This window comes from Streptomyces sp. 2-1 (assembly GCF_048564895.1).
Classification (GTDB): domain Bacteria; phylum Actinomycetota; class Actinomycetes; order Streptomycetales; family Streptomycetaceae; genus Streptomyces; species Streptomyces phaeochromogenes.
In genome coordinates, this window is record NZ_CP183383.1 from 4825639 (window position 1) to 4847409 (window position 21771).

Consider the following 21771-nt stretch of genomic DNA (forward strand, 5'->3'; position numbering starts at 1 on the left):
GGTATCAGACCGCCCTCATCAACAGGGTCGCGGCGATGAGGATCGCAGCACCGCCGAACATGGAGACCGCGTACGACCGCGCGTAGCCGTTCTGCAGCTTGCGGAGCCGTCCGGAGAGGCCGCCCATCGAGGCCGCCGTGCCGTTGACGACCCCGTCGACCAGGGTGTGGTCGACGTACACCAGGGAGCGCGTGAGGTGCTCTCCGCCGCGTACGAGGACGACGTGGTTGAAGTCGTCCTGGAGGAGGTCGCGCCGGGCGGCCCGGGTGAGCAGGGAGCCGCGCGGGGCGACCACCGGGACGGGACGGCGCCCGTACTGGACGTAGGCGAGAGCGACGCCGATGACGAGCACGACCATGGTGGCGAGCGTGACCGTCGTCGCGCTGACCGGCGGGTGACCGTGCTCGAACTCGGTGACGGGCTCCAGCCAGTGCACGAAGCGCTCGCCGATGCTGAAGAACCCGCCCGCGAAGACCGATCCGAAGGCCAGCACGATCATCGGGATCGTCATGGACCTGGGGGACTCGTGCGGGTGCGGCTCGTGGCCGTTCTCGTCGGGCTGCCAGCGCTTCTCTCCGAAGAAGGTCATCAGCATCACGCGCGTCATGTAGTACGCGGTGATGGCCGCGCCGAGCAGGGCCACGCTGCCAAGGATCCAGCCCTCGGTGCCGCCCTTGGCGAAGGCCGCCTCGATGATCTTGTCCTTGGAGAAGAAGCCGGACAGGCCCGGGAAGCCGATGATGGCCAGGTAGCCGAGGCCGAACGTCACGAAGGTGACCGGCATGTACTTCCTGAGGCCGCCGTACTTCCTCATGTCGACCTCGTCGTTCATGCCGTGCATGACCGAACCGGCGCCGAGGAAGAGCCCGGCCTTGAAGAAGCCGTGCGTCACCAGGTGCATGATCGCGAAGACGTAGCCGATGGGGCCGAGGCCCGCCGCGAGGATCATGTAGCCGATCTGCGACATGGTCGAACCGGCGAGCGCCTTCTTGATGTCGTCCTTGGCGCAACCGACGATCGCACCGAAGAGGAGCGTGACCGCTCCGACCACGGTGGTCACGAGCTGGGCGTCCGGCGCGGCGTTGAAGATGTCGGCAGAGCGGACGATCAGGTACACGCCCGCGGTCACCATCGTCGCGGCGTGGATGAGGGCCGAGACCGGGGTCGGGCCCTCCATCGCGTCCCCGAGCCAGGACTGCAGCGGCACCTGGGCGGACTTGCCGCAGGCGGCGAGCAGCAGCATCAGGGCGATGGCGGTCAGTTTGCCCTCGCCGGTCTCACCGGTGGCCTCCAGGACCGGCCCGAAGGCGAAGGTCCCGAAGGTGGTGAACATCAGCATGATCGCGATCGACAGGCCCATGTCGCCGACGCGGTTGACCAGGAAGGCCTTCTTCGCGGCGGTGGCGGCGCTGGGCTTGTGCTGCCAGAAGCCGATCAGGAGGTACGAGGCGAGGCCGACGCCCTCCCAGCCGACGTACAGCAGCAGGTAGTTGTCCGCGAGGACGAGCAGGAGCATCGCCGCGAGGAACAGGTTCAGATAGCCGAAGAAGCGGCGGCGCCGCTCGTCGTGCTCCATGTACCCGATCGAGTACAGGTGGATCAGCGAGCCGACGCCCGTGATCAGCAGCACGAACGTCATCGACAACTGGTCGAGCTGGAAGGCCACGTCAGCCTGGAAGCCCTCTACGGGGATCCAGCTGAACAGGTGCTGGGCCATGGCCCGGTGTTCGGCGTCCTTGCCCAGCATGTCGGCGAAGAGGATCGCGCCGATCACGAAGGAGACGGACGCGAGAGCCGTACCGATCAGGTGGCCGACGGCGTCCAGTCGTCGGCCACCGCACAGCAGTACGGCCGCTCCGAGCAGAGGCGCCGCCACAAGCAGCGCAATCAGGTTCTCCACGATTCAGCGACCCCTTACAGCTTCATCAGGCTGGCGTCGTCGACCGAGGCCGAGTGGCGGGAACGGAACAGCGACACGATGATCGCGAGCCCGACCACGACCTCCGCGGCGGCGACGACCATCGTGAAGAAGGCGATGATCTGGCCGTCGAGATTGCCGTGCATCCGGGAGAAGGCGACGAACGCGAGGTTGCAGGCGTTGAGCATGAGCTCGATGCACATGAACACCACGATCGCGTTGCGCCTGATCAGGACGCCGGTGGCGCCGATCGTGAACAACAGGGCGGCGAGGTAGAGGTAGTTGACGGGGTTCACTTCGCGGCCTCCTCTTCCCGCTCTTCGCGGCCGAGCCGCTCCTCGGAGCGCTGCTCAAGGGCCTTGAGGTCCTTGATCGCCTCGTCCGACACGTCACGGATCTGGCCGCGGTCACGCAGTGTCTTGATGACGGTGAGCTCGGACGGGGTGCCGTCCGGCAGGAGGCCGGCGATGTCCACCGCGTTGTGCCGGGCGTAGACGCCGGGGGCGGGCAGCGGCGGGAGCTGCTTGTTCGCCCGCACGCGCTCCCCGGCCAGTTCGCGCTGGGTCTTGGCCCGCTCGGTGCGCTCGCGGTGGGTGAGCACCATGGCGCCGACGGCGGCCGTGATGAGCAGGGCGCCGGTGATCTCGAAGGCGAAGACGTACTTCGTGAAGATGAGGGCGGCCAGACCCTCCACGTTGCCACCGGAGTTGGCCTGGGCCAGCCCGTTGAACTCCGACAGCGACGCGTTGCCGATGCCCGCGCAGAGCAGGATCCCGAAGCCGAGGCCGCACAGGAGGGCCAGCCAGCGCTGGCCCTTGATGGTCTCCTTCAGGGAGTCCGCCGCGGTGACACCGACGAGCATGACCACGAAGAGGAACAGCATCATGATCGCGCCGGTGTAGACGACGACCTGGACGATGCCCAGGAAGTACGCGCCGTTGGCGAGGTAGAACACCGCCAGGATGATCATGGTCCCGGCGAGGCAGAGCGCGCTGTGCACGGCCTTCTTCATGAAGACGGTGCACAGGGCGCCGATCACCGCGACGGAGCCGAGGATCCAGAACTGGAAGGCCTCGCCGGTGGACGTCGAGTAGGCCGCGAGGGAGGTGGAGTGGGCGGCGAGTTGCGCGCTCATGCGTCCGCCCCCTCTTCCTCGGCCGCGCCCGAAGGGCCTGCCATCGGATGCAGCTCTCCCTTGGAGACGGCCACCTGGGGCACCGTGCCGGGCGCGGCCTCCGTGACCAGGCCCCGGTAGTAGTCGCCCTCGTCCATGCCGGGGAAGATCGAGTGCGGTGACTCGACCATGCCCTCCTCGAGACCGGCGAGCAGCTGCTCCTTGGTGTAGATGAGGTTGGCGCGGCTGCTGTCGGCCAGCTCGAACTCGTTCGTCATCGTCAACGCGCGCGTGGGGCACGCCTCGATGCACAGGCCGCACAGGATGCAGCGGGCGTAGTTGATCTGGTAGACGCGGCCGTACCGCTCGCCCGGGGAGTAGCGCTCCTCCTCGGTGTTCTCCGCGCCCTCCACATAGATGGCGTCCGCGGGACAGGCCCAGGCGCACAGCTCGCAGCCGATGCACTTCTCCAGGCCGTCCGGATGGCGGTTGAGCTGGTGCCGGCCGTGGAACCGCGGGGCGGTGGTCTTCTGCTGCTCCGGATACTGCTCGGTCAGCCGCTTCTTGAACATGGCCTTGAAGGTCACGCCGAAGCCTGCGACGGGATTCTGGAAACCGGGTTTGGTCTCCTTCTGCTCATCAGCCATCGGACGCCTCCTTTCCGTCACGAGGTCCATCGATTCCGTCACTGTCAGTATTCACGCCGCCACTGACAATCAACTCCCGCTCCCGGCGCGGACGTCGCCGGGGCACCGGCGGCAGCTCCTGTCCGGGCAGCGGCGGTACGGGGAATCCGCCCGCCATCGGGTCGAAGGCAACGGGTTCGTCCGGCGTCTCCTGGGCGTCCTTGCGGTCGCGGTACATGTCGGCGATGAAGGAGAGCAACAGCAGCACAAGGACCGCGCCCGCCACGTACAGGGCGATGTCGGCGAAGTCGTAGTTCTCGTTCCGCAGGGTCCGTACGGTCGCGACGCACATCAGCCAGACCACGGAGACCGGGATGAGGACCTTCCAGCCGAGCTTCATCAGCTGGTCGTAGCGGACGCGGGGCAGCGTGCCGCGCAGCCAGATGAAGAAGAACAGCAGCAGTTGCACCTTGATGACGAACCAGAGCATCGGCCACCAGCCGTGGTTCGCACCTTCCCAGAAGGTGCTGACCGGCCAGGGGGCCCGCCAGCCGCCCAGGAAGAGCGTCACGGAGACCGCCGAGACGGTCACCATGTTCACGTACTCGGCGAGCATGAACAGCGCGAACTTGATGGACGAGTACTCGGTGTTGAAGCCGCCGACCAGGTCGCCCTCGGACTCAGGCATGTCGAAGGGGGCGCGGTTGGTCTCGCCGACCATCGTCACGATGTAGATCAGGAACGACACCGGCAGCAGGATGATGTACCAGCGGTCCTGCTGCTGGGCGACGATCTCCGAGGTCGACATCGAGCCGGAGTACAGGAACACCGACGCGAACGCGGCGCCCATGGCGATCTCGTACGAGATCATCTGCGCACAGGAGCGCAGACCGCCGAGGAGCGGATACGTCGACCCGGAGGACCAGCCCGCGAGCACGATCCCGTAGATGCCCACCGAGGCGACCGCGAGGATGTAGAGCATCGCGATCGGCAGGTCGGTGAGCTGCATCGTGGTGCGCTGACCGAAGATCGAGATCTGGTTGTCGGCCGGCCCGAAGGGGATCACGGCGATCGCCATGAAGGCCGGGATGGCCGCCACGATCGGCGCGAGGATGTAGACGACCTTGTCGGCGCGCTTGACGATCAGGTCTTCCTTGAGCATCAGCTTGATGCCGTCGGCGAGCGACTGGAGCATGCCCCAGGGGCCGTGCCGGTTGGGGCCGATGCGCAGCTGCATCCAGGCGACGACCTTGCGCTCCCACACGATGGAGAACAGCACGGTGATCATCAGGAAGGCGAAGCAGAAGACCGCCTTGATGACGACGAGCCACCAGGGGTCGCGGCCGAACATGGAGAGGTCCTCCGCGGCCAGGTACACGGGCGCGGCGAGGTTTCCGGTCATGCCTCCACCTCCTTGGGGGTCTCGGCGGCGAGCGTCGCCGGGCCGATGCGGACGAGTGCGCCGGGCAGCGCGCCCGTGTCCGAGGCGACGCCTCCCCCGGCGGAGTTCAGCGGGAGCCAGACCACGCGGTCGGGCATCTCGGTGATCTGCAGGGGAAGTTCGACCACTCCGGAGGGGCCGGTCACGGCGAGCAGGTCGCCGTTCTTGACGCCCGCCTCGGCGGCCGTGGCGGCCGACACGCGCGCGTGTGCGGCGTGCCGCGTCCCGGCGAGTGCCTCGTCGCCCTCCTGGAGACGGCCCTGGTCGAGCAGCAGCCGGTGTCCGGCGAGCACGGCCTCCCCCGAGGCGGGCCGCGGCAGCACGGCCGCGGTGTCCACGGGTTCGGTGGCCCGCGCCCCGTCCCAGGTGCCGAGCCGGTCCAGCTCCACGCGCGCGGTGCGCAGGTCCGGCAGCCCCAGGTGTACGTCCATGGCGTCGGCCAGCATCTGCAGGACGCGCCCGTCGGTGGGCGACAGCCGTCGGGTCAGCTGCTCGGGCTTGAGCGCGGACTCGAAGAGGCGTGCGCGGCCTTCCCAGTTGAGGAAGGTGCCCGCCTTCTCGGCGACCGCGGCCACCGGGAAGACGACGTCCGCGTGCTCGGTGACCTCACTGGGGCGCAGTTCGAGCGACACCAGGAAGCCCACCGCGGAAAGTGCTTCACGCGCGCGTGCCGGGTCGGGGAGGTCGGCGACCTCGACGCCCGCCACGACGAGCGCGGAGAGCTCGCCGGTGGCGGCGGCCTCGACGATCTGTGCGGTGTCACGGCCGTGGCGGTGCGGCAGAGCGGCGAGTCCCCAGGCCAGCGTGACCTCGTCCCGCGCGCGCGGGTCGGTGGCCGGGCGTCCGCCGGGCAGCAGCGAGGGCAGCGCCCCCGCCTCGATCGCGCCGCGCTCCCCGGCCCGGCGCGGGATCCACACCAGTTGGGCGCCGGTCGCGGTGGCGGCCCGTACGGCGGCGGTGAGCCCGCCGGCCACGGCGGCCAGCCGCTCGCCGACGACGATCACGGCGCCCTCGGCGCGCAGGGCCTCGGCGGCCTTCGCCCCGTCGCCCTCCAGGCCGGCCCCGGAGGCGAGCGCGTCCAGCCACTCGGTCTCGGTGCCGGGGGCGGCCGGCAGCAGCGTCCCGCCCGCCTTGTCCAGGCCGCGGGTGGCGTGCGTGGCCAGCGAGAAGGTCTTCTGCCCGTGTCCCCGCCAGGCCTTGCGCAGCCTCAGGAAGACACCGGGCGCCTCCTCCTCGGACTCGAATCCGGCGAGCAGGACGGCGGGTGCCTTCTCCAGTGCGGTGTACGTGACGCCCGTACCGTCGAGGTCCCGTCCGCGTCCGGCGACCCGGGCGGCCAGGAAGTCGGCCTCCTCGCCGCTGTGCACGCGCGCGCGGAAGTCGATGTCGTTCGTGTCGAGGGCCACGCGCGCGAACTTGCTGTACGCGTAGGCGTCCTCGACGGTCAGCCGGCCGCCGGTCAGGACACCGGCCCGGGAGCGGGCGGCCAGCAGCCCCTGGGCCGCGGCCTCCAGGGCCTCCGGCCAGGAAGCGGGCTCCAGCTCACCGGACTCGCCGCGCACCAGGGGGGTCTGCAGCCGGTCCCTCTGCTGGGCGTAGCGGAAGCCGAACCGCCCCTTGTCGCAGAGCCACTCCTCGTTGACCTCGGGGTCCGGGGAGGCGAGGCGCCGCATGACCTTGCCGCGCCGGTGGTCGGTGCGGGTCGCGCAGCCGCCGGAGCAGTGCTCGCACACCGAGTGCGAGGAGACGAGGTCGAAGGGCCGGGAGCGGAAGCGGTACGCCGCCGAGGTCAGCGCGCCGACCGGGCAGATCTGGATCGTGTTCCCGGAGAAGTACGACTCGAAGGGGTCGCCCTCACCGGTGCCGACCTGCTGGAGCGCGCCCCGCTCGATCAGCTCGATCATCGGGTCGCCGGCGATCTGGTTGGAGAACCGGGTGCAGCGGGCGCACAGCACGCACCGCTCGCGGTCGAGCAGCACCTGGGTGGAGATCGGCACGGGCTTCTCGTAGGTGCGCTTCTTGCCCTCGAAGCGGGACTCGGAGTGGCCGTGCGACATGGCCTGGTTCTGCAGGGGGCACTCGCCGCCCTTGTCGCAGACCGGGCAGTCCAGCGGGTGGTTGATGAGCAGGAGCTCCATCACACCCTTCTGGGCCTTCTCGGCGGCAGGAGAGGTGAGGTGGGTCTTGACGACCATCCCGTCCGTGCAGGTGATCGTGCAGGACGCCATGGGCTTGCGCTGGCCCTCGACATCGACGATGCACTGACGGCAGGCACCGGCCGGGTCGAGGAGCGGATGGTCGCAGAAGCGGGGGATCTCGATGCCGAGCTGTTCGGCCGCGCGGATGACCAGGGTGCCCTTGGGCACGCTGATCTCGACGCCGTCGATGGTCAGCGAGACGAGATCCTCCGGCGGAACCGCCGCCTCCCCGCCTCCGGAGGGAGCGCTCGTGGTTACCGTCATGCGTTCACCTCCGTGTGCTTTTCCTTGTCGGCCCAGGCCGTCGACTTGGCGGGGTCGAAGGGGCAGCCCCGGCCGTTGATGTGCTCCTCGTACTCCGCGCGGAAGTACTTGAGCGAGGAGAAGATCGGCGAGGCGGCACCGTCGCCGAGGGCGCAGAAGGACTTGCCGTTGATGTTGTCGGCGATGTCGTTCAGCTTGTCGAGGTCGGACATGACGCCCTTGCCGGCCTCGATGTCGCGCAGCAACTGCACGAGCCAGTACGTCCCTTCGCGGCAGGGCGTGCACTTGCCGCAGGACTCGTGGGCGTAGAACTCGGTCCACCGCGTGACCGCACGGACGACGCAGGTCGTCTCGTCGAAGCACTGGAGTGCTTTTGTGCCGAGCATGGAACCCGCGGCGCCCACTCCTTCGTAGTCAAGAGGGACGTCGAGGTGCTCGTCGGTGAACATCGGGGTGGAGGAGCCGCCCGGCGTCCAGAACTTGAGGCGGTGTCCCTTCCGGATGCCGCCGCTCATGTCGAGGAGCTGACGGAGTGTGATGCCGAGCGGGGCCTCGTACTGGCCGGGGCTGGTGACATGGCCGCTGAGGGAGTAGAGCGTGAAGCCCGGGGACTTCTCGCTTCCCATCGACCGGAACCATTCCTTGCCCTTGTGGAGAATCGCGGGAACCGACGCGATGGACTCGACGTTATTCACAACAGTCGGACACGCATAGAGGCCCGCGACGGCAGGGAAAGGGGGACGAAGTCGCGGCTGTCCACGGCGGCCTTCGAGCGAGTCGAGCAGCGCGGTCTCCTCACCGCAGATGTACGCGCCCGCGCCCGCGTGCACGGTGAGCTGGAGATCCAGTCCGCTGCCCAGGATGTTCTCGCCGAGGTAGCCCGCCGCATAGGCCTCGCGTACGGCCTCGTGCAACCGCCTGAGCACGGGGACGACTTCACCACGCAGATAGATGAATGCATGCGACGACCGGATCGCATAACAGGCGATGACAATGCCCTCAATGAGGCTGTGCGGGTTCGCGAAGAGAAGCGGGATGTCCTTACAGGTGCCCGGCTCCGATTCGTCGGCGTTGACAACTAGATAGTGAGGCTTTCCATCACCCTGGGGAATGAACTGCCACTTCATTCCGGTGGGGAATCCCGCGCCGCCACGGCCGCGCAGACCGGAGTCCTTCACATACGCGATGAGGTCGTCCGGCGACATCGCGAGCGCCTTGCGCAGGCCCTCGTACCCGTCGTGCCTCCGGTAGACGTCCAGCGACCAGGACTTGTCCTCGTCCCAGAAGGCGGACAGCACCGGTGAGAGCAGCTTCTCGGGGCTCGTCTCTCCGCCGGCCTCCGGCTGGGAGGTGCCCCCGTATTGAGTGGACAAGGTCATCACTCCCCCTCCTCGGCAGTGGGCCCGGCCGGGTGGGACGGGTCGGAGGCCGACGTGTCCTGCGGTGCGTCGTGCGAACTGAGGTGCTCGGACGGGGACGGGTCGTGCGGCGGCGCGTCCTGGGGAGCGCCGGACCCTCGCGGATGCACCACACGCGCGGGGCCCGTCTCCCCCTTGGCCAGCCGGAGCCCGATCAGCGAAGCGGGGCCGGCGCCGCCGCTCGCCTCGACCGCGCCCTCGCGCTCGTCGGGGAAGCCCGCCAGGATGCGGGCGGTGTCCTTGAAGGTGCACAGGGGGGCACCGCGCGTCGGCTCGACCTGTGTTCCCGCGCGCAGGTCGTCGACGAGGCGCTTCGCGCTCGCCACGGTCTGGTTGTCGAAGAACTCCCAGTTGACCATCACGACCGGCGCGAAGTCGCAGGCCGCGTTGCACTCGATGTGCTCCAGGGTGACCAGGCCGTCGTCGGTGGTCTCGCCGTTGCCGACACCGAGGTGGTCCTGGAGGGACTCGAAGATCGCGTCACCGCCCATGACCGCGCACAGGGTGTTGGTGCAGACGCCCACCTGGTAGTCACCGCTCGGCTTGCGCCGGTACATCGAGTAGAAGGTCGCGACCGCGGTGACCTCGGCCGTGGTCAGGTCGAGCATCTCCGCGCAGAACCGCTGCCCGGTGCGCGTGACGTGGCCCTCCTCCGACTGCACGAGATGCAGCAACGGCAGGAGGGCGGACCGGGAGTCCGGGTAGCGGGCGATGATCTCGCGCGCGTCCGCCTCCAGCCTGGCTCGAACGTCGTCCGGGTAGTCGGGCGCGGGCAGTTGGGGCATGCCCAGGCTGACGCCCTCGGGGGTCGTGGTCACCGGTCGACGCCTCCCATCACGGGGTCGATGGACGCGACGGCGACGATGACGTCGGCGATCTGGCCGCCCTCGCACATCGCCGCCATGGCCTGCAGATTGGTGAAGGACGGGTCCCGGTAGTGGACCCGGTAGGGGCGGGTGCCTCCGTCGGAAACGGCGTGCACCCCGAGTTCGCCCTTGGGCGACTCGACGGCCGCGTACGCCTGTCCCGGCGGCACGCGGAACCCCTCGGTCACCAGCTTGAAGTGGTGGATCAGGGCCTCCATGGAGGTGCCCATGATCTGCTTGATGTGGTCGAGCGAGTTGCCGAGTCCGTCGGGGCCGAGCGCGAGCTGGGCGGGCCAGGCGATCTTCTTGTCGGTGACCATGACCGGGCCGGGCTGCAGCCGGTCCAGGCACTGCTCGACGATCCGCAGCGACTGGCGCATCTCCTCGAGACGGATCAGGAAGCGCCCGTACGCGTCGCAGGTGTCGGTGGTCGGGACGTCGAAGTCGTACGTCTCGTAGCCGCAGTACGGCTGCGCCTTGCGCAGGTCGTGCGGCAGACCGGCCGAGCGGAGGATCGGGCCCGTGGCGCCGAGGGCCATGCAGCCGGCCAGGTCGAGATGGCCGATGTCCTGCATACGGGCCTTGAAGATGGGGTTCCCGGTGGCGAGCTTGTCGTACTCGGGAAGGTTCTTCTGCATCTTCTTCACGAACTCGCGGATCTGGTCCACCGCACCCGGGGGCAGGTCCTGGGCGAGGCCGCCGGGCCGGATGTACGCGTGGTTCATGCGCAGGCCGGTGATCAGCTCGTAGATGTCGAGGATGAGCTCACGGTCACGGAAGCCGTAGATCATGATCGTGGTGGCGCCGAGCTCCATGCCGCCGGTGGCGATGCACACCAGGTGCGAGGAGAGCCGGTTCAGCTCCATCAGGAGCACCCGGATGATCGTGGCGCGGTCCGGGATCTGGTCCTCGATGCCGAGGAGCTTCTCGACGGCCAGGCAGTACGCGGTCTCGTTGAAGAACGACGTCAGGTAGTCCATGCGCGTCACGAAGGTCGTGCCCTGTGTCCACGTACGGAATTCGAGGTTCTTCTCGATGCCGGTGTGCAGATAACCGATGCCGCAGCGGGCCTCGGTGACCGTCTCGCCGTCGATCTCCAGGATGAGCCGGAGCACGCCGTGCGTGGACGGGTGCTGGGGGCCCATGTTGACGACGATGCGCTCGTCGTCGGCCTTGGCCGCGGTCTGGACGACCTCGTCCCAGTCGCCGCCGGTGACCGTGTAGACGGTGCCCTCGGTGGTCTCGCGCGCCGAAGCGGCAGATGCGTGCGACGTGCTCATGAGTACGACCTCCGCTGGTCCGGAGCCGGGATCTGGGCGCCCTTGTACTCGACGGGGATGCCGCCGAGGGGATAGTCCTTGCGCTGCGGAAAGCCCTGCCAGTCGTCCGGCATCATGATCCGCGTCAGCGCCGGGTGGCCCTCGAAGACGATGCCGAAGAAGTCGTACGTCTCGCGCTCGTGCCAGTCGTTCGTCGGATAGACCGTGACCAGGGACGGGATGCGCGGCTCGCTGTCCGGGGCGCTGACCTCCAGACGGATCAGCCGGTTGTGGGTGATCGAGCGCAGGTGGTAGACGGCGTGCAGCTCGCGGCCCTTGTCCTGCGGGTAGTGGACTCCGCTCACTCCGGTGCAGAGCTCGAAGCGCAGGGCCGGGTCGTCGCGCAGGGTCTGGGCGACCTGGAGCAGGTGCTCGCGGTCGATGTGGAAGGTCATCTCGTCGCGGTCGACGATCGTCTTCTCGATCGCGTTCTCGGGGACGAGACCCTGTTCCTCCAGGGCGCCTTCGAGCTCGTCGGCGACCTCGTCGAACCAGCCGCCGTACGGGCGGGAGGCCGCTCCCGGCAGCCGGATCGAGCGGACCAGGCCGCCGTAGCCGGAGGTGTCCCCGCCGTTGTTGGCGCCGAACATGCCGCGCTGGACGCGGATCTCCTCACCGCCGTCGCCGCGCTGGCCCGGGAGGTTGGAGGCGCCGAGGTCCTTCTCGGGGTTCACCCCGTTGCCGTTAGCGTCGCTCACCGCAGCAGGCCCTTCATCTCGATGGTGGGGAGCGCCTTGAGCGCCGCTTCCTCCGCCTCGCGGGCCGCCTCCTCGGCGTTCACGCCGAGCTTCGAGGACTGGATCTTCTGGTGGAGCTTGAGAATCGCGTCCATCAGCATCTCGGGCCGTGGCGGACAGCCGGGCAGATAGATGTCGACAGGGACGATGTGGTCGACGCCCTGCACGATCGCGTAGTTGTTGAACATGCCGCCCGACGAGGCGCAAACCCCCATGGAGATCACCCACTTGGGGTTCGGCATCTGGTCGTAGACCTGCCTCAGGACCGGCGCCATCTTCTGGCTGACGCGTCCGGCGACGATCATCAGGTCGGCCTGGCGCGGCGAGCCGCGGAAGACCTCCATGCCGAAGCGCGCCAGGTCGTAGCGGCCCGCGCCCGTCGTCATCATCTCGATGGCGCAGCAGGCGAGGCCGAAGGTGGCGGGGAAGACGGACGACTTGCGCACCCATCCCGCGGCCTGCTCGACGGTGGTCAGCAGGAAGCCGCTCGGCAGCTTTTCTTCGAGTCCCATGCTCAGTGGCTCCTCTGTCCCCTATACGGGGCTCAGTCCCTTGCGGGGTTCAGTCCCATGCGGGTTTCAGTCCCATTCCAGGCCGCCTCGCCGCCACACGTACGCGTACGCGACGAAGACGGTGAGCACGAAGAGCAGCATCTCCACGAGCCCGAAAACCCCGAGTGCGTCGAACGTGACGGCCCAGGGATAGAGGAAGACGATCTCGATATCGAAAATGATGAAGAGCATCGCCGTCAGGTAGTACTTGATGGGGAACCGCCCGCCGCCTGCCGGCGTGGGGGTCGGCTCGATACCGCACTCGTAGGCTTCGAGCTTGGCCCGGTTGTATCGCTTTGGACCGATAAGCGTGGCCATGACCACGGAGAAGATCGCAAAGCCTGCTCCGAGGGCTCCCAGTACGAGGATGGGCGCATACGCGTTCACCGCTCCTCGCTCCTCTCAGTCGGCATTGACTGCTGGCGGTTGCATCAGGCGTCGCTCCCTGCCTCGCATGCCCCATGAACCTCATGAGGCCCACGAGCTCCGTGCGGCTCCACGAAGATCGCGTACATGTGAAGCAGGTCACAAGCCCAACTGCCCCGCATCTTATGCCTGCGGGTCTGTGATCTGCGACACGGGGTACGACAACGTCTTTGTGATCTCCACCACCCAGCGAAGGATCATGAAGTCGGATGAGTGCCGATCTTCGTACGAGAAGCGTCCGAGTGATCACCAGAGGTGACATTTTCGCCCGTCGTCGCTGGTCCAGGCTTCGGCGCACTATCAAGGCCGCGAGATCCAAGGCAAATTGGTGTTGGACATCGGCGCTTGATAGAGGAACTCGTTCACACTTCGGGGGGAGTTGGAGTGCCCGGTGTGGACGACCCGGGTGCGCGCATCGCGCGTGCATCCGTTCACGAGCGGAACGGGTCGTCGGCCCGACCTCCACGGCTCCCCCGTCTCACGCGCGCGACACCGCCACAGAGGCAGCCGTTCCGTGACCTGCGTCACATTGGTAACGGCCGGGAAACAACCGGGCTTGGCCAACCGCTCCAACGAGTGGTAGGTCGCGGGCAATTCGGGCGTAACGCTGAAAGACCGTGATCACAGGCTTCACGGGCAGTGTCCGCAATGCCCGTTACGGCGTCAATAAGGAACGCCACGCCCGGGATTCGGGCGGCCCATTGAACAACTGTGGCGCACCACACGTTTCTTGAAGGTATGGAGGAGCCCCTGATACCGGTTGTCCCTATGTCCCACACCGCTCACATACGCAGCCACCGGAAACCCCGGCCTCGCAGCAGCTCGGCGCTCGCGATGCGCGCCGGAGTTGCCGGTGGCGTCCTCAGCACCCTGGCAGTGGCCGGTGCGGCCGGATCGGCGAACGCTGCCGAGCCGGTGACCCAGACCATCGAGCTGCCCACCCTCACGGCCGACATGACCGCTCAGGTCGCCGAGTCGGCGGAGGTCACCCAGCAGGCCGCGGCCGACTACCAGCTGCGCGCCGAGCGCGACGCCGCCGCCGCGAAGGCCGCCAAGCAGGCCAAGGCGGACCTCGCCGACGCCAAGAAGAAGGCTGAGGCCAAGCAGAAGGCCGAGGACGCCCGCAAGGCCGCGGCCGAGCGTGCCACCCGGTCGTCGGCGCGGACCACGCTCACCTCGACGTCGGCCGACAGCGACGTCCCCGCCCCCGCGAGCGGCAGCGTCGGCACGGTCATCAACTTCCTCAAGGCGCAGCTCGGCGACGCCTACGTCATGGGCGCCAGCGGCCCGGACGCGTGGGACTGCTCCAGCCTGGTGCAGGCCGCGTACAAGCAGGTCGGCGTGGATCTGCCGCGCGTCTCCCAGGACCAGTCCGTGGCCGGCACCCCGGTCTCGCTGTCCAACGTCCAGGTCGGCGACATCCTGTACTGGGGTGGCGCGGGCTCGGCGTACCACGTGGGCGTCTACATCGGTAACGGCCAGTACCTGGACGCCGCGAACCCCTCGAAGGGTGTCGTCATCCAGGACCTGTCGGGCTACCCGGCGAGCGGCGCGGTACGCGTCCTCTGACCCAGGTCACGCCTTCCCGGCCCCTGACCGGGCTTCTCCGGGCCTCGGCCACGCACATTGAAGGGCCGCTCCCCCAACACGGGGAGCGGCCCTCAGCCGTGCCTCAGCGGCCCCACCCGTAGCCACGCCTCACCGGCCGGCGTGCCTCGTCCCGGTTCGGGCGGGTTCGGCAGGCCGGGCCGGTGGTCGCGTGTTACGCCTTCGGGGCCACCTTGGAGAGGCCGTTGATGATGCGGTCCATCGCGTCGCCGCCCGTCGGGTCGGTCAGGTTGGCCAGCATCTTCAGCGTGAACTTCATCAGAATGGGGTGCGTGAGACCCCGCTGCGTGGCGATCTTCATGACCTTCGGGTTGCCGATGAGCTTCACGAAGGCGCGGCCCAGCGTGTAATAGCCACCGTAGGTGTCCTTGAGGACCTTCGGGTAGCGCTGGAGGGCGAGTTCGCGCTGGGCGGGGGTCGCACGGGCGTGCGCCTGGACGATGACGTCGGCGGCGATCTGGCCCGACTCCATGGCGTACGCGATGCCCTCGCCGTTGAAGGGGTTCACCATGCCGCCCGCGTCACCGACGAGCAACAGGCCCTTCGTGTAGTGGGGCTGGCGGTTGAAGGCCATCGGGAGGGCGGCGCCCCGGATCGGGATCGTCATGTTCTCCGGGGTGTAGCCCCAGTCCGCGGGCATCGAGGCGCACCAGGCCTTCAGGACCTCGCGCCAGTCCAGCTCCTTGAAGGAGGACGTGGTGTTGAGGACGCCCAGGCCGACGTTGGACGTGCCGTCGCCCATGCCGAAGATCCAGCCGTAGCCGGGCAGCAGCCGGTCCTCGCCCGGGCCGCGCTTGTCCCACAGTTCCAGCCACGACTCCAGGTAGTCGTCGTCGTGGCGCGGGGACGTGAAGTACGTACGGACCGCGACGCCCATCGGACGGTCCTCGCGGCGGTGCAGGCCCATCGCCAGCGACAGCCGGGTCGAGTTGCCGTCGGCGGCGACCACGAGGGGCGCGTGGAAGGTGACCTCGCGCTTCTCCTTGGAGTCGGCGTCGCCGAGCTTCGCGTGCACACCGGTGATCCGGCCCGTGCGGTCGTCGATGATCGGGGCGCCGACATTGCATCGCTCGTGCAGCCGCGCGCCCGCCTTCTGCGCCTGCCGGGCCAGCTGCTCGTCGAAGTCGTCCCGCTTCCGTACGAGTCCGTAGTCGGGGTAGGCGGCGAGATCCGGCCAGTCCAGCTGGAGGCGGACGCCGCCGCCGATGATGCGGAGCCCCTTGTTCCGGAGCCAGCCCGCCTCCTCCGAGATGTCGATGCCCATGGAGACGAGCTGTTTGGTGGCGCGCGGTGTCAGCCCGTCACCGCACACCTTCTCCCGCGGGAACGCGGTCTTTTCGAGGAGCAGGACGTCCAGTCCGGCCTTGGCCAAGTAGTAGGCGGTGGTGGAACCGGCTGGCCCGGCCCCGACGACGATCACATCGGCGGTGTGTTCGGAGAGGGGCTGGGACTCGGTCACGGCGGGTTCTCCCCAAGTCTCGAAGGCTCTAGGTCTCGAAGTGCGAAGTCTCGAAATCCGCGTGCTGAGGGGCACGGGACATGGGCAGTCTATGCAGCGGTACTGATCACCTGGCTGAAGGGCTGCCCCGTGAACCGAGCTCTCCCCGTGGTACACCTGCGCGTCCCGACCGACGAGGACGCGTTCGCCTGGCACCGGGTCTTCGCCGACCCGGACGTGATGGAGTTCCACGGCGGAAAGCCGGCCGAGCTGTCCTTCTACGAGGAGTTGACCGCCCGGCAGCGCCGGCACGACGCCGAGTACGGATTCTGCTTCTGGACCATGCTCGACGAGGAGGGCCAGGTCATCGGCTTCACCGGCGCGCAGCCGTGGCCGCGCGAGTGGGGGCCGAAGGGCGAGATCGAGATCGGCTGGCGGCTCGGGCGCAAGCACTGGGGCAAGGGGTACGTCACCGCGGCCGCGCGGATCACCCTGGAGAGGGTGCGCGCGACGGGCGTGCCCAGCGTGGTCGCCATGGTGAACTCCCGCAACGAGCGCTCGATCGCGGTGACCAGACGCCTCGGCATGGAACTCGCCGAGACGTTCACGACGGAGACGTCGGACCAGCTGGGGCACTGCTACCGGTTGGCTCTCTGACGGTTTCCGGCCAGGCGCCCGCCCGGCTCCCGCCCGGTTCTCGTCCGGCTCGCGCCCGGTTCTCGTCCGGTTTTCGAGGGCTGCCGGGGGCGTCCGGCCGGGCTTTCCGACACCTTCCGGCACGGCTCGGCAGGGCTTACTCTGCCGGTACCGCTGGGGGTGACGTCTGTGCGCATAACACCCAAGACACCCGAAGTGCGCGTACCGCGGCTCGTCGGTCTGATGGCCGTGGACGCGCGCGAGACGGCCGAGGCGCGTGGGGTGCTGCTCGCCGCGCCGGACCGGCCCGACTTCCATCTGACCGTCGTCGATTACGTCGTACGCCAGTATCCGCTGCCGGGGTCCGAGGTGGCTCGCGGTGCGGTCGTCACTGTGTGGTTCGACTTCGGCGAGGGGGAAGGCGGGGGCGGGGCGGGTGTGCGGGAGCCTCGGCGGGGTGGGCCGCCGCACGGAGGGTTGTACCGGGAGCTCGATGAGCCGGAGGATCCGTTTGCCGTGCTGCGGTAGGTGGCGGGGCGAAGGACTGCGCCGTTCCCCGCGCCCCTGAAAGCTCCCCGTGCCCCTGGGAGAAGCGGCTTATGGAGCCTGCTTATGGGGTCTGCTTGTAGCCCCTGTGCAGGGCCACGACCCCGCCCGTCAGGTTGCGCCAGGCCACCTTCGACCAACCCGCCTTGGTGAGGCGTTCGGCGAGGGCCGGCTGGTCGGGCCAGTCGCGGATGGACTCGGCGAGGTAGACGTACGCGTCGGGGTTGGAGGAGACCGCGCGGGCCACCGGCGGGAGGGCGCGCATCAGGTACTCGGTGTAGACCGTGCGGAAGGGCGCCCAGGTCGGGTGCGAGAACTCGCAGATGACGACGCGTCCGCCGGGCCTGGTCACCCGGTACAGCTCGCGCAGCGCGGTGTCCGTGTCCTGTACGTTCCGCAGGCCGAAGGAGATCGTCACCGCGTCGAAGGTGTCGTCCTTGAACGGCAGCTTCGTGGCGTCCCCCGCGGTGAGCGGCAGCCAGGGGTGGTTCTTCTTGCCGACCCGGAGCATCCCGAGGGAGAAGTCGCAGGGGACGACGTACGCACCCGTGCGAGCGAAGGGCAGCGAGGAGGTGGCGGTGCCCGCGGCGAGGTCGAGGATCTTCTGCGCGGGCCGCGCGTCGACCGCCTTCGCGACCTCCTTGCGCCAGACCCGGTCCTGGCCGAGCGACAGCACGTCGTTCGTCAGGTCGTAGCGTTCCGCCACGTCGTCGAACATCGAGGCGACTTCGTGCGGCTGCTTGTTCAGGGATGCGCGGGTCACACCCCCATTGTGGCAGTACGGGCCGGGTGACTCTCCAGCACCCGGCCCGTACGCCGGTCGGAATCCCGCCGTGAGACCCGTGAAGGGCACTCAGGGCAGCAGCCTCGGCTTCTTCTTCGCCGCCACGTCCTCCACCCAGCCGCAGAGCAGGATGAACACGGCGATGAGGATCCAGCCGATGCCGAACATGAACCACTGGCTCTCCAGCGGCAGATACGTCTCGAAGGCCGGTACGTTCCAGAACTGGTCGATCAGCGGGACGGCCAGGATCAGTGCGATCTCGTGCCAGAGGTAGAGGGTCACGGCACGGGCGTTGAAGATCGTCACGATCCGGTCGAGGCGCTTGAAGCGGGCCAGCCCGGCGAAGTCGATCCGGAAGTGCGCCTTCGCGTACATCAGGAGCGTCACGAACCCCGCCGACCAGAAGGCCTGCGCCAGCGGGATGTCGTCGAGGTCGTACGAGCCCGTCTCGGCCTGGTGCGTGAAGGCGTACCAGCCGGCGTAGCCGATCGCGGCGAGCGAGAGGACGACGACGGCGAACGGCTTGAGCCGTTGCAGGACACCGTCGCGGTGCGCGAAGCCGAGCATCCAGCAGAAGAGGAACGTGGCCAGGTCGGTGAGCGCGCTCCCGAAGCGGTCGTCCGGCGGCTCCCACAGGAAGTGGACGACCAGGATCGGGGCGAGGGAGAGGACGAGCACCGCGACCGGGGCCAGCCGGAACACCCTAAGGAGCAGCGGCGAGAGCAGCACGAACCACAGGTACGTCCGCAGGTACCAGAGGATCTCCCAGGCCTGCTCGCCCCACGCGTTGCCCGGCGGGTCGCCGAGCGGCACGATCCAGTAGACGATCTGCCAGCCGGGCATCCAGTCGTGGATCAGCATCGCGGTGACGACGAAGAATCCCCAGAACCAGAAGGGCGGCAGGAGCCGACGGATCCGGCTCCTGATCACCTTGAGGGCGGGCCGCTCCAGCGACTTCGCCATCAGCGTGCCGGCCAGCGCGAACATGATCCCCATGGAGGGGAAGACCATGCCCGCCCAGGCCCACCCGAACGTGTGGTACGTGACGACGCGGACCAGGGCGACCGCGCGCAGGGTGTCGAAGTAGCGGTCGCGGCCGGCGGGCTTCGGCGGCGCGTCCGGGGCCTGGGCCTGGGCCGGTTCGGGCTCCGGCTCCCGGCCGCGAAGCTCGGCCTCGGCCTCGGTGGTGGCCGCGAACTCCCCTTCCACCGGCGGTGGTTCCACCGTCGGCAGCTGTGCGGTGTCGCCCGGCGCCTGCTCCGGCACGGGGTACGCGGTGTAGTCCGCCGGGGCGTACCCCTGGGCGTACTCCGGTGCGTACCCCCGCTGGTCGTTGCCGGCGTACTGCTGGGGGTACGGCTCGCCACCGTACTGCGGCTGCCCGTACGGCTGTTGCTGCTGGCCGGACCCGCACCCGGACCCGTATCCGGACCCATGGCCGTAGCCCTGTGGTTGCTCCTGCGGGTAGCCCGGCTGATCCGTCCCCCAGCTCATCAGCTGACCCCCGCCGGTGTGCCGACCTCGCCCGTGCGCTTCAGCTTCTGCCAGCGCAGACGGCCGCCGGTGAGGGCGGTGATGCAGGAGTGGATGAGGACGAGGTACATCATCTGCCGGTACGCGAGCTGCTGCAGCGGCATCATCAGCAGGTAGCGGTACTTCTCCCGGTCCAGCCGGAACGCGTAGGCCGCGCAGACGAGTTGGAGACCCAGGACGGCCAGCCAGGCGAGCAGGGCCGCCTTGAAGTCGATGAAGATCATCGAGTAGGCGGTGAACACGTCGATCAGCGGGGCGAAGACCGGCGTGACGATCTGGAAGATGACGACCAGCGGCATACCGACCCGGCCGAAGCGGCCCGAAGGTCCCTTGTCCGTAAGGGACTTGCGGTGCTTCCACAGCGCCTGCATCGTCCCGTACGACCAGCGGTAGCGCTGGGACCACAGCTGCTTGAGCGAGGCGGGCGCCTCCGTCCAGGCCCTGGCGTGCTCCTGGTAGACGACCCGCCAGCCACCGCGGTGCATCGCGATGGTGATGTCGGTGTCCTCGGCGAGCGTGTCCTCGCTCATGCCGCCGACCTCCAGGACGGCGTCCCGGCGGAACGCGCCGATCGCGCCCGGGATCGTGGGCATGCAGCGCAGCAGGTCGTACATGCGGCGGTCGAGGTTGAAGCCCATCACGTACTCGATGTGCTGCCAGGCGCCGATGATCGTGTTGCGGTTGCCGACCTTGGCGTTGCCCGCGACCGCGCCGACCTCCGGGTCCGCGAAGGGCTGGACGAGCTGGTGCACGGCGTCCGGCTCGAAGACCGTGTCACCGTCCATCATCACGACGATGTCGTAACTCGCGCTGCGGACACCGTTGTTGAGGGCGGCCGGCTTGCCCGCGTTCTCCTGGCGGATGACCCGGACGTTCGTCATGCCGAAGGACCGTGCCGCATCGCGCGCGATCTGGGACGTGTCGTCCGTCGACCCGTCGTCGACCACGATGATCTCGATCGGATGCGTGCTCTTCGCCAGCGACTCAAGGGTGTTGGCGATGCACTCCTTCTCGTTGTACGCGGGCACGATCACGCTGACGGGCTGCGTGACGGTCGGCCCCCAGCTGAACCGGCGTTTGTTGCGCTGCCGGTAGTGCCTGCGGGCAAGGATCAGCATCATCCCGAAGCGGCCCATGACGGAGACACCGACGACGGCGAGACCGGCCGCGAGCCCCGGTACGGTCCACTCGGCGACGGCGACGGCCGCGACGAGGGCCTTGCCTTCGTAGAGGGTGGTGCCGGTGGCGGTGCGGTGGGCGGCCTGGAGGCTGTTGACTCCCCCGGCCTGGCCCGACTGCCCCAACTGACCGTTCTGCCCCTGCTGTTGACCCTGCTGGCCCTGCTGGCCGCCGGGCACCTGACCGCCCGCCTGCTCACTCTGCTCACTGCCGGGCTGCTGACCGTTCTGGGCGGCCTGGCCGGTCTGGCCGTTGGCCTGCTGGTTCGCGCTCTCCGTCTGCCGGATCGCGCCGCTGATGGTGGTGAAGGTGTAGCCCTTCGCCTTCATCTTCTTGATGTACGTCCCGAGGGCCTTGACCGTCTGGGAACGCTCGCCGCCCGCGTCGTGGAAGAGGACGGACGCGCCCTTGTTCTTCGACGGCGTGGCCCACTTGATGATCTTCGAGACGCCCGGGCGCTTCCAGTCGTCGCTGTCGGTGTCGACGAAGACGCTGGTGTAGCCCTCCTCGCCGAGCTTCTTGTAGACGGGCCAGCTGTAGTTGTCGATGGCGTCCGCCTCGGAGGAGTACGGGGCACGGAACAGCGTGGTCGTGATGCCCGCCGCACCCGCGAGCGCGAGCTGCGTCTGGTCCATCTCGCGGGCGATCCGGTCGTCGCTCTGGTACGAGAGGTCGACGTGCGTGAAGGTGTGGATGCCGATCTCGTTGCCCTGGTTCACCAGGTCCTTCACGATGCTCGGATAGCGCGACACCATCGAGCCGACCACGAAGAACGTGCCCGGGACGTCGTTCTCCTCAAGGATCTTCAGGATCTGCGGAGTCCAGGTGGGGTTGGGGCCGTCGTCGAAGGTGAGCGCGATGGTCTTCTCGGGGACGGACTGGCTCTGGGCCTCTCCGCCCCGGAAGGAGAGGATCGGCCCGCCGTCGAGGATCTTGTCGGGGACCTTGCTGGAGCTGGCGTTGCTGCGTACGCGCTCGTCGCCGCCGACCTCGGCGCGCAGATAGCCGTCGAGCAGCATCACGCTGGTGAGTGCGAGAAGGAGCAGCAGGGCGAGGATGACACGCGGTTTCTGCAGCGCCGCGGCCTTGCCCGCGGCCCGGGTCATCCGGGACGGGGCGCGCCTGCGGCCGCGCGAGGGCGTCGTAGTAGCCATGAGTGTGAGTGCGTT

Annotated in this window: 19 protein-coding genes; 3 read left to right on the top strand and 16 right to left on the bottom strand. The window is 68.6% G+C overall.

The features are described 5' to 3' along the window. Window positions 1-4: 4 nt before the first annotated feature. The 12 genes from nuoL to ACN20J_RS21240 form a co-directional block, all read right to left on the bottom strand. On the bottom strand, window positions 5-1900 hold the full coding sequence (nuoL, locus tag ACN20J_RS21185; RefSeq protein ID WP_190231044.1) for an NADH-quinone oxidoreductase subunit L: 1896 nt from the start codon (window positions 1898-1900) through the stop codon (window positions 5-7). Window positions 1901-1914: 14 nt separating this feature from the next. Next, window positions 1915-2214 carry an NADH-quinone oxidoreductase subunit NuoK gene (gene nuoK, locus ACN20J_RS21190; protein ID WP_003974374.1) on the bottom strand — a complete coding sequence of 100 codons (300 nt, stop codon included), beginning with the start codon at window positions 2212-2214 and terminating at the stop codon, window positions 1915-1917. Beyond that, window positions 2211-3053: an NADH-quinone oxidoreductase subunit J gene (locus ACN20J_RS21195; RefSeq protein ID WP_419666522.1), complete on the bottom strand. Its 843-nt coding sequence runs from the start codon at window positions 3051-3053 to the stop codon at window positions 2211-2213. Before ACN20J_RS21195 ends, nuoK begins: the two co-directional genes overlap by 4 nt. Beyond that, on the bottom strand, window positions 3050-3679 hold the full coding sequence (gene nuoI / locus ACN20J_RS21200; protein WP_269649260.1) for an NADH-quinone oxidoreductase subunit NuoI: 630 nt from the start codon (window positions 3677-3679) through the stop codon (window positions 3050-3052). Before nuoI ends, ACN20J_RS21195 begins: the two co-directional genes overlap by 4 nt. After that, window positions 3672-5060: an NADH-quinone oxidoreductase subunit NuoH gene (gene nuoH, locus ACN20J_RS21205; protein WP_307523718.1), complete on the bottom strand. Its 1389-nt coding sequence runs from the start codon at window positions 5058-5060 to the stop codon at window positions 3672-3674. The genes nuoI and nuoH overlap by 8 nt, the downstream gene beginning before the upstream one ends. Beyond that, a complete protein-coding gene (locus ACN20J_RS21210) occupies window positions 5057-7561 on the bottom strand; it encodes an NADH-quinone oxidoreductase subunit G (protein ID WP_419666523.1) in 2505 nt (834 codons plus the stop codon). The genes nuoH and ACN20J_RS21210 overlap by 4 nt, the downstream gene beginning before the upstream one ends. Further along, a complete protein-coding gene (gene nuoF / locus ACN20J_RS21215) occupies window positions 7558-8940 on the bottom strand; it encodes an NADH-quinone oxidoreductase subunit NuoF (protein ID WP_189844570.1) in 1383 nt (460 codons plus the stop codon). Before nuoF ends, ACN20J_RS21210 begins: the two co-directional genes overlap by 4 nt. Further along, on the bottom strand, window positions 8940-9764 hold the full coding sequence (gene nuoE / locus ACN20J_RS21220) for an NADH-quinone oxidoreductase subunit NuoE (protein WP_189844612.1): 825 nt from the start codon (window positions 9762-9764) through the stop codon (window positions 8940-8942). Before nuoE ends, nuoF begins: the two co-directional genes overlap by 1 nt. Window positions 9765-9793: 29 nt before the next feature. Next, the gene (locus ACN20J_RS21225; RefSeq protein WP_189844571.1) at window positions 9794-11125 is read right to left on the bottom strand and encodes an NADH-quinone oxidoreductase subunit D; all 1332 of its coding nucleotides are present in this window, start codon (window positions 11123-11125) and stop codon (window positions 9794-9796) included. Continuing rightward, window positions 11122-11862 (bottom strand): NADH-quinone oxidoreductase subunit C, encoded by a 741-nt coding sequence (locus ACN20J_RS21230; RefSeq protein WP_189844572.1) that lies wholly within the window; start codon window positions 11860-11862, stop codon window positions 11122-11124. The genes ACN20J_RS21225 and ACN20J_RS21230 overlap by 4 nt, the downstream gene beginning before the upstream one ends. Then, window positions 11859-12413: a NuoB/complex I 20 kDa subunit family protein gene (locus ACN20J_RS21235; protein ID WP_018528252.1), complete on the bottom strand. Its 555-nt coding sequence runs from the start codon at window positions 12411-12413 to the stop codon at window positions 11859-11861. Before ACN20J_RS21235 ends, ACN20J_RS21230 begins: the two co-directional genes overlap by 4 nt. Window positions 12414-12479: 66 nt before the next feature. After that, the gene (locus tag ACN20J_RS21240; protein WP_033319564.1) at window positions 12480-12839 is read right to left on the bottom strand and encodes an NADH-quinone oxidoreductase subunit A; all 360 of its coding nucleotides are present in this window, start codon (window positions 12837-12839) and stop codon (window positions 12480-12482) included. 777 nt (window positions 12840-13616) lie between these two features. Here ACN20J_RS21240 and ACN20J_RS21245 point away from each other — a divergent pair. Next, entirely contained in the window at window positions 13617-14447 is an 831-nt protein-coding gene (locus tag ACN20J_RS21245) for a C40 family peptidase (RefSeq protein ID WP_189844573.1), read from the top strand. Window positions 14448-14640: 193 nt separating this feature from the next. Here the strand turns inward: ACN20J_RS21245 and ACN20J_RS21250 are convergent, their stop codons facing one another. After that, window positions 14641-15945, bottom strand: a complete 1305-nt coding sequence (locus ACN20J_RS21250) for a geranylgeranyl reductase family protein (RefSeq protein WP_190231042.1) — start codon at window positions 15943-15945, stop codon at window positions 14641-14643. Window positions 15946-16074: 129 nt separating this feature from the next. Here ACN20J_RS21250 and ACN20J_RS21255 point away from each other — a divergent pair, with 129 nt between their 5' ends. Then, window positions 16075-16581, top strand: a complete 507-nt coding sequence (locus ACN20J_RS21255; RefSeq protein ID WP_189844575.1) for a GNAT family N-acetyltransferase — start codon at window positions 16075-16077, stop codon at window positions 16579-16581. 168 nt (window positions 16582-16749) lie between these two features. Next, window positions 16750-17088, top strand: coding sequence for a PASTA domain-containing protein (locus tag ACN20J_RS21260; protein WP_189844576.1), 339 nt, complete (start codon window positions 16750-16752; stop codon window positions 17086-17088). 82 nt (window positions 17089-17170) lie between these two features. On the opposite strand, the gene ACN20J_RS21265 is transcribed toward ACN20J_RS21260, so the two are convergent. From ACN20J_RS21265 to ACN20J_RS21275, 3 genes are all read right to left on the bottom strand, one after another. Further along, on the bottom strand, window positions 17171-17869 hold the full coding sequence (locus ACN20J_RS21265) for a demethylmenaquinone methyltransferase (RefSeq protein ID WP_190231041.1): 699 nt from the start codon (window positions 17867-17869) through the stop codon (window positions 17171-17173). 90 nt (window positions 17870-17959) lie between these two features. Further along, entirely contained in the window at window positions 17960-19384 is a 1425-nt protein-coding gene (locus ACN20J_RS21270; protein ID WP_419666524.1) for an acyltransferase family protein, read from the bottom strand. Next, window positions 19384-21756: a bifunctional polysaccharide deacetylase/glycosyltransferase family 2 protein gene (locus ACN20J_RS21275; protein ID WP_419666525.1), complete on the bottom strand. Its 2373-nt coding sequence runs from the start codon at window positions 21754-21756 to the stop codon at window positions 19384-19386. The genes ACN20J_RS21270 and ACN20J_RS21275 overlap by 1 nt, the downstream gene beginning before the upstream one ends. Window positions 21757-21771: the final 15 nt, after the last annotated feature.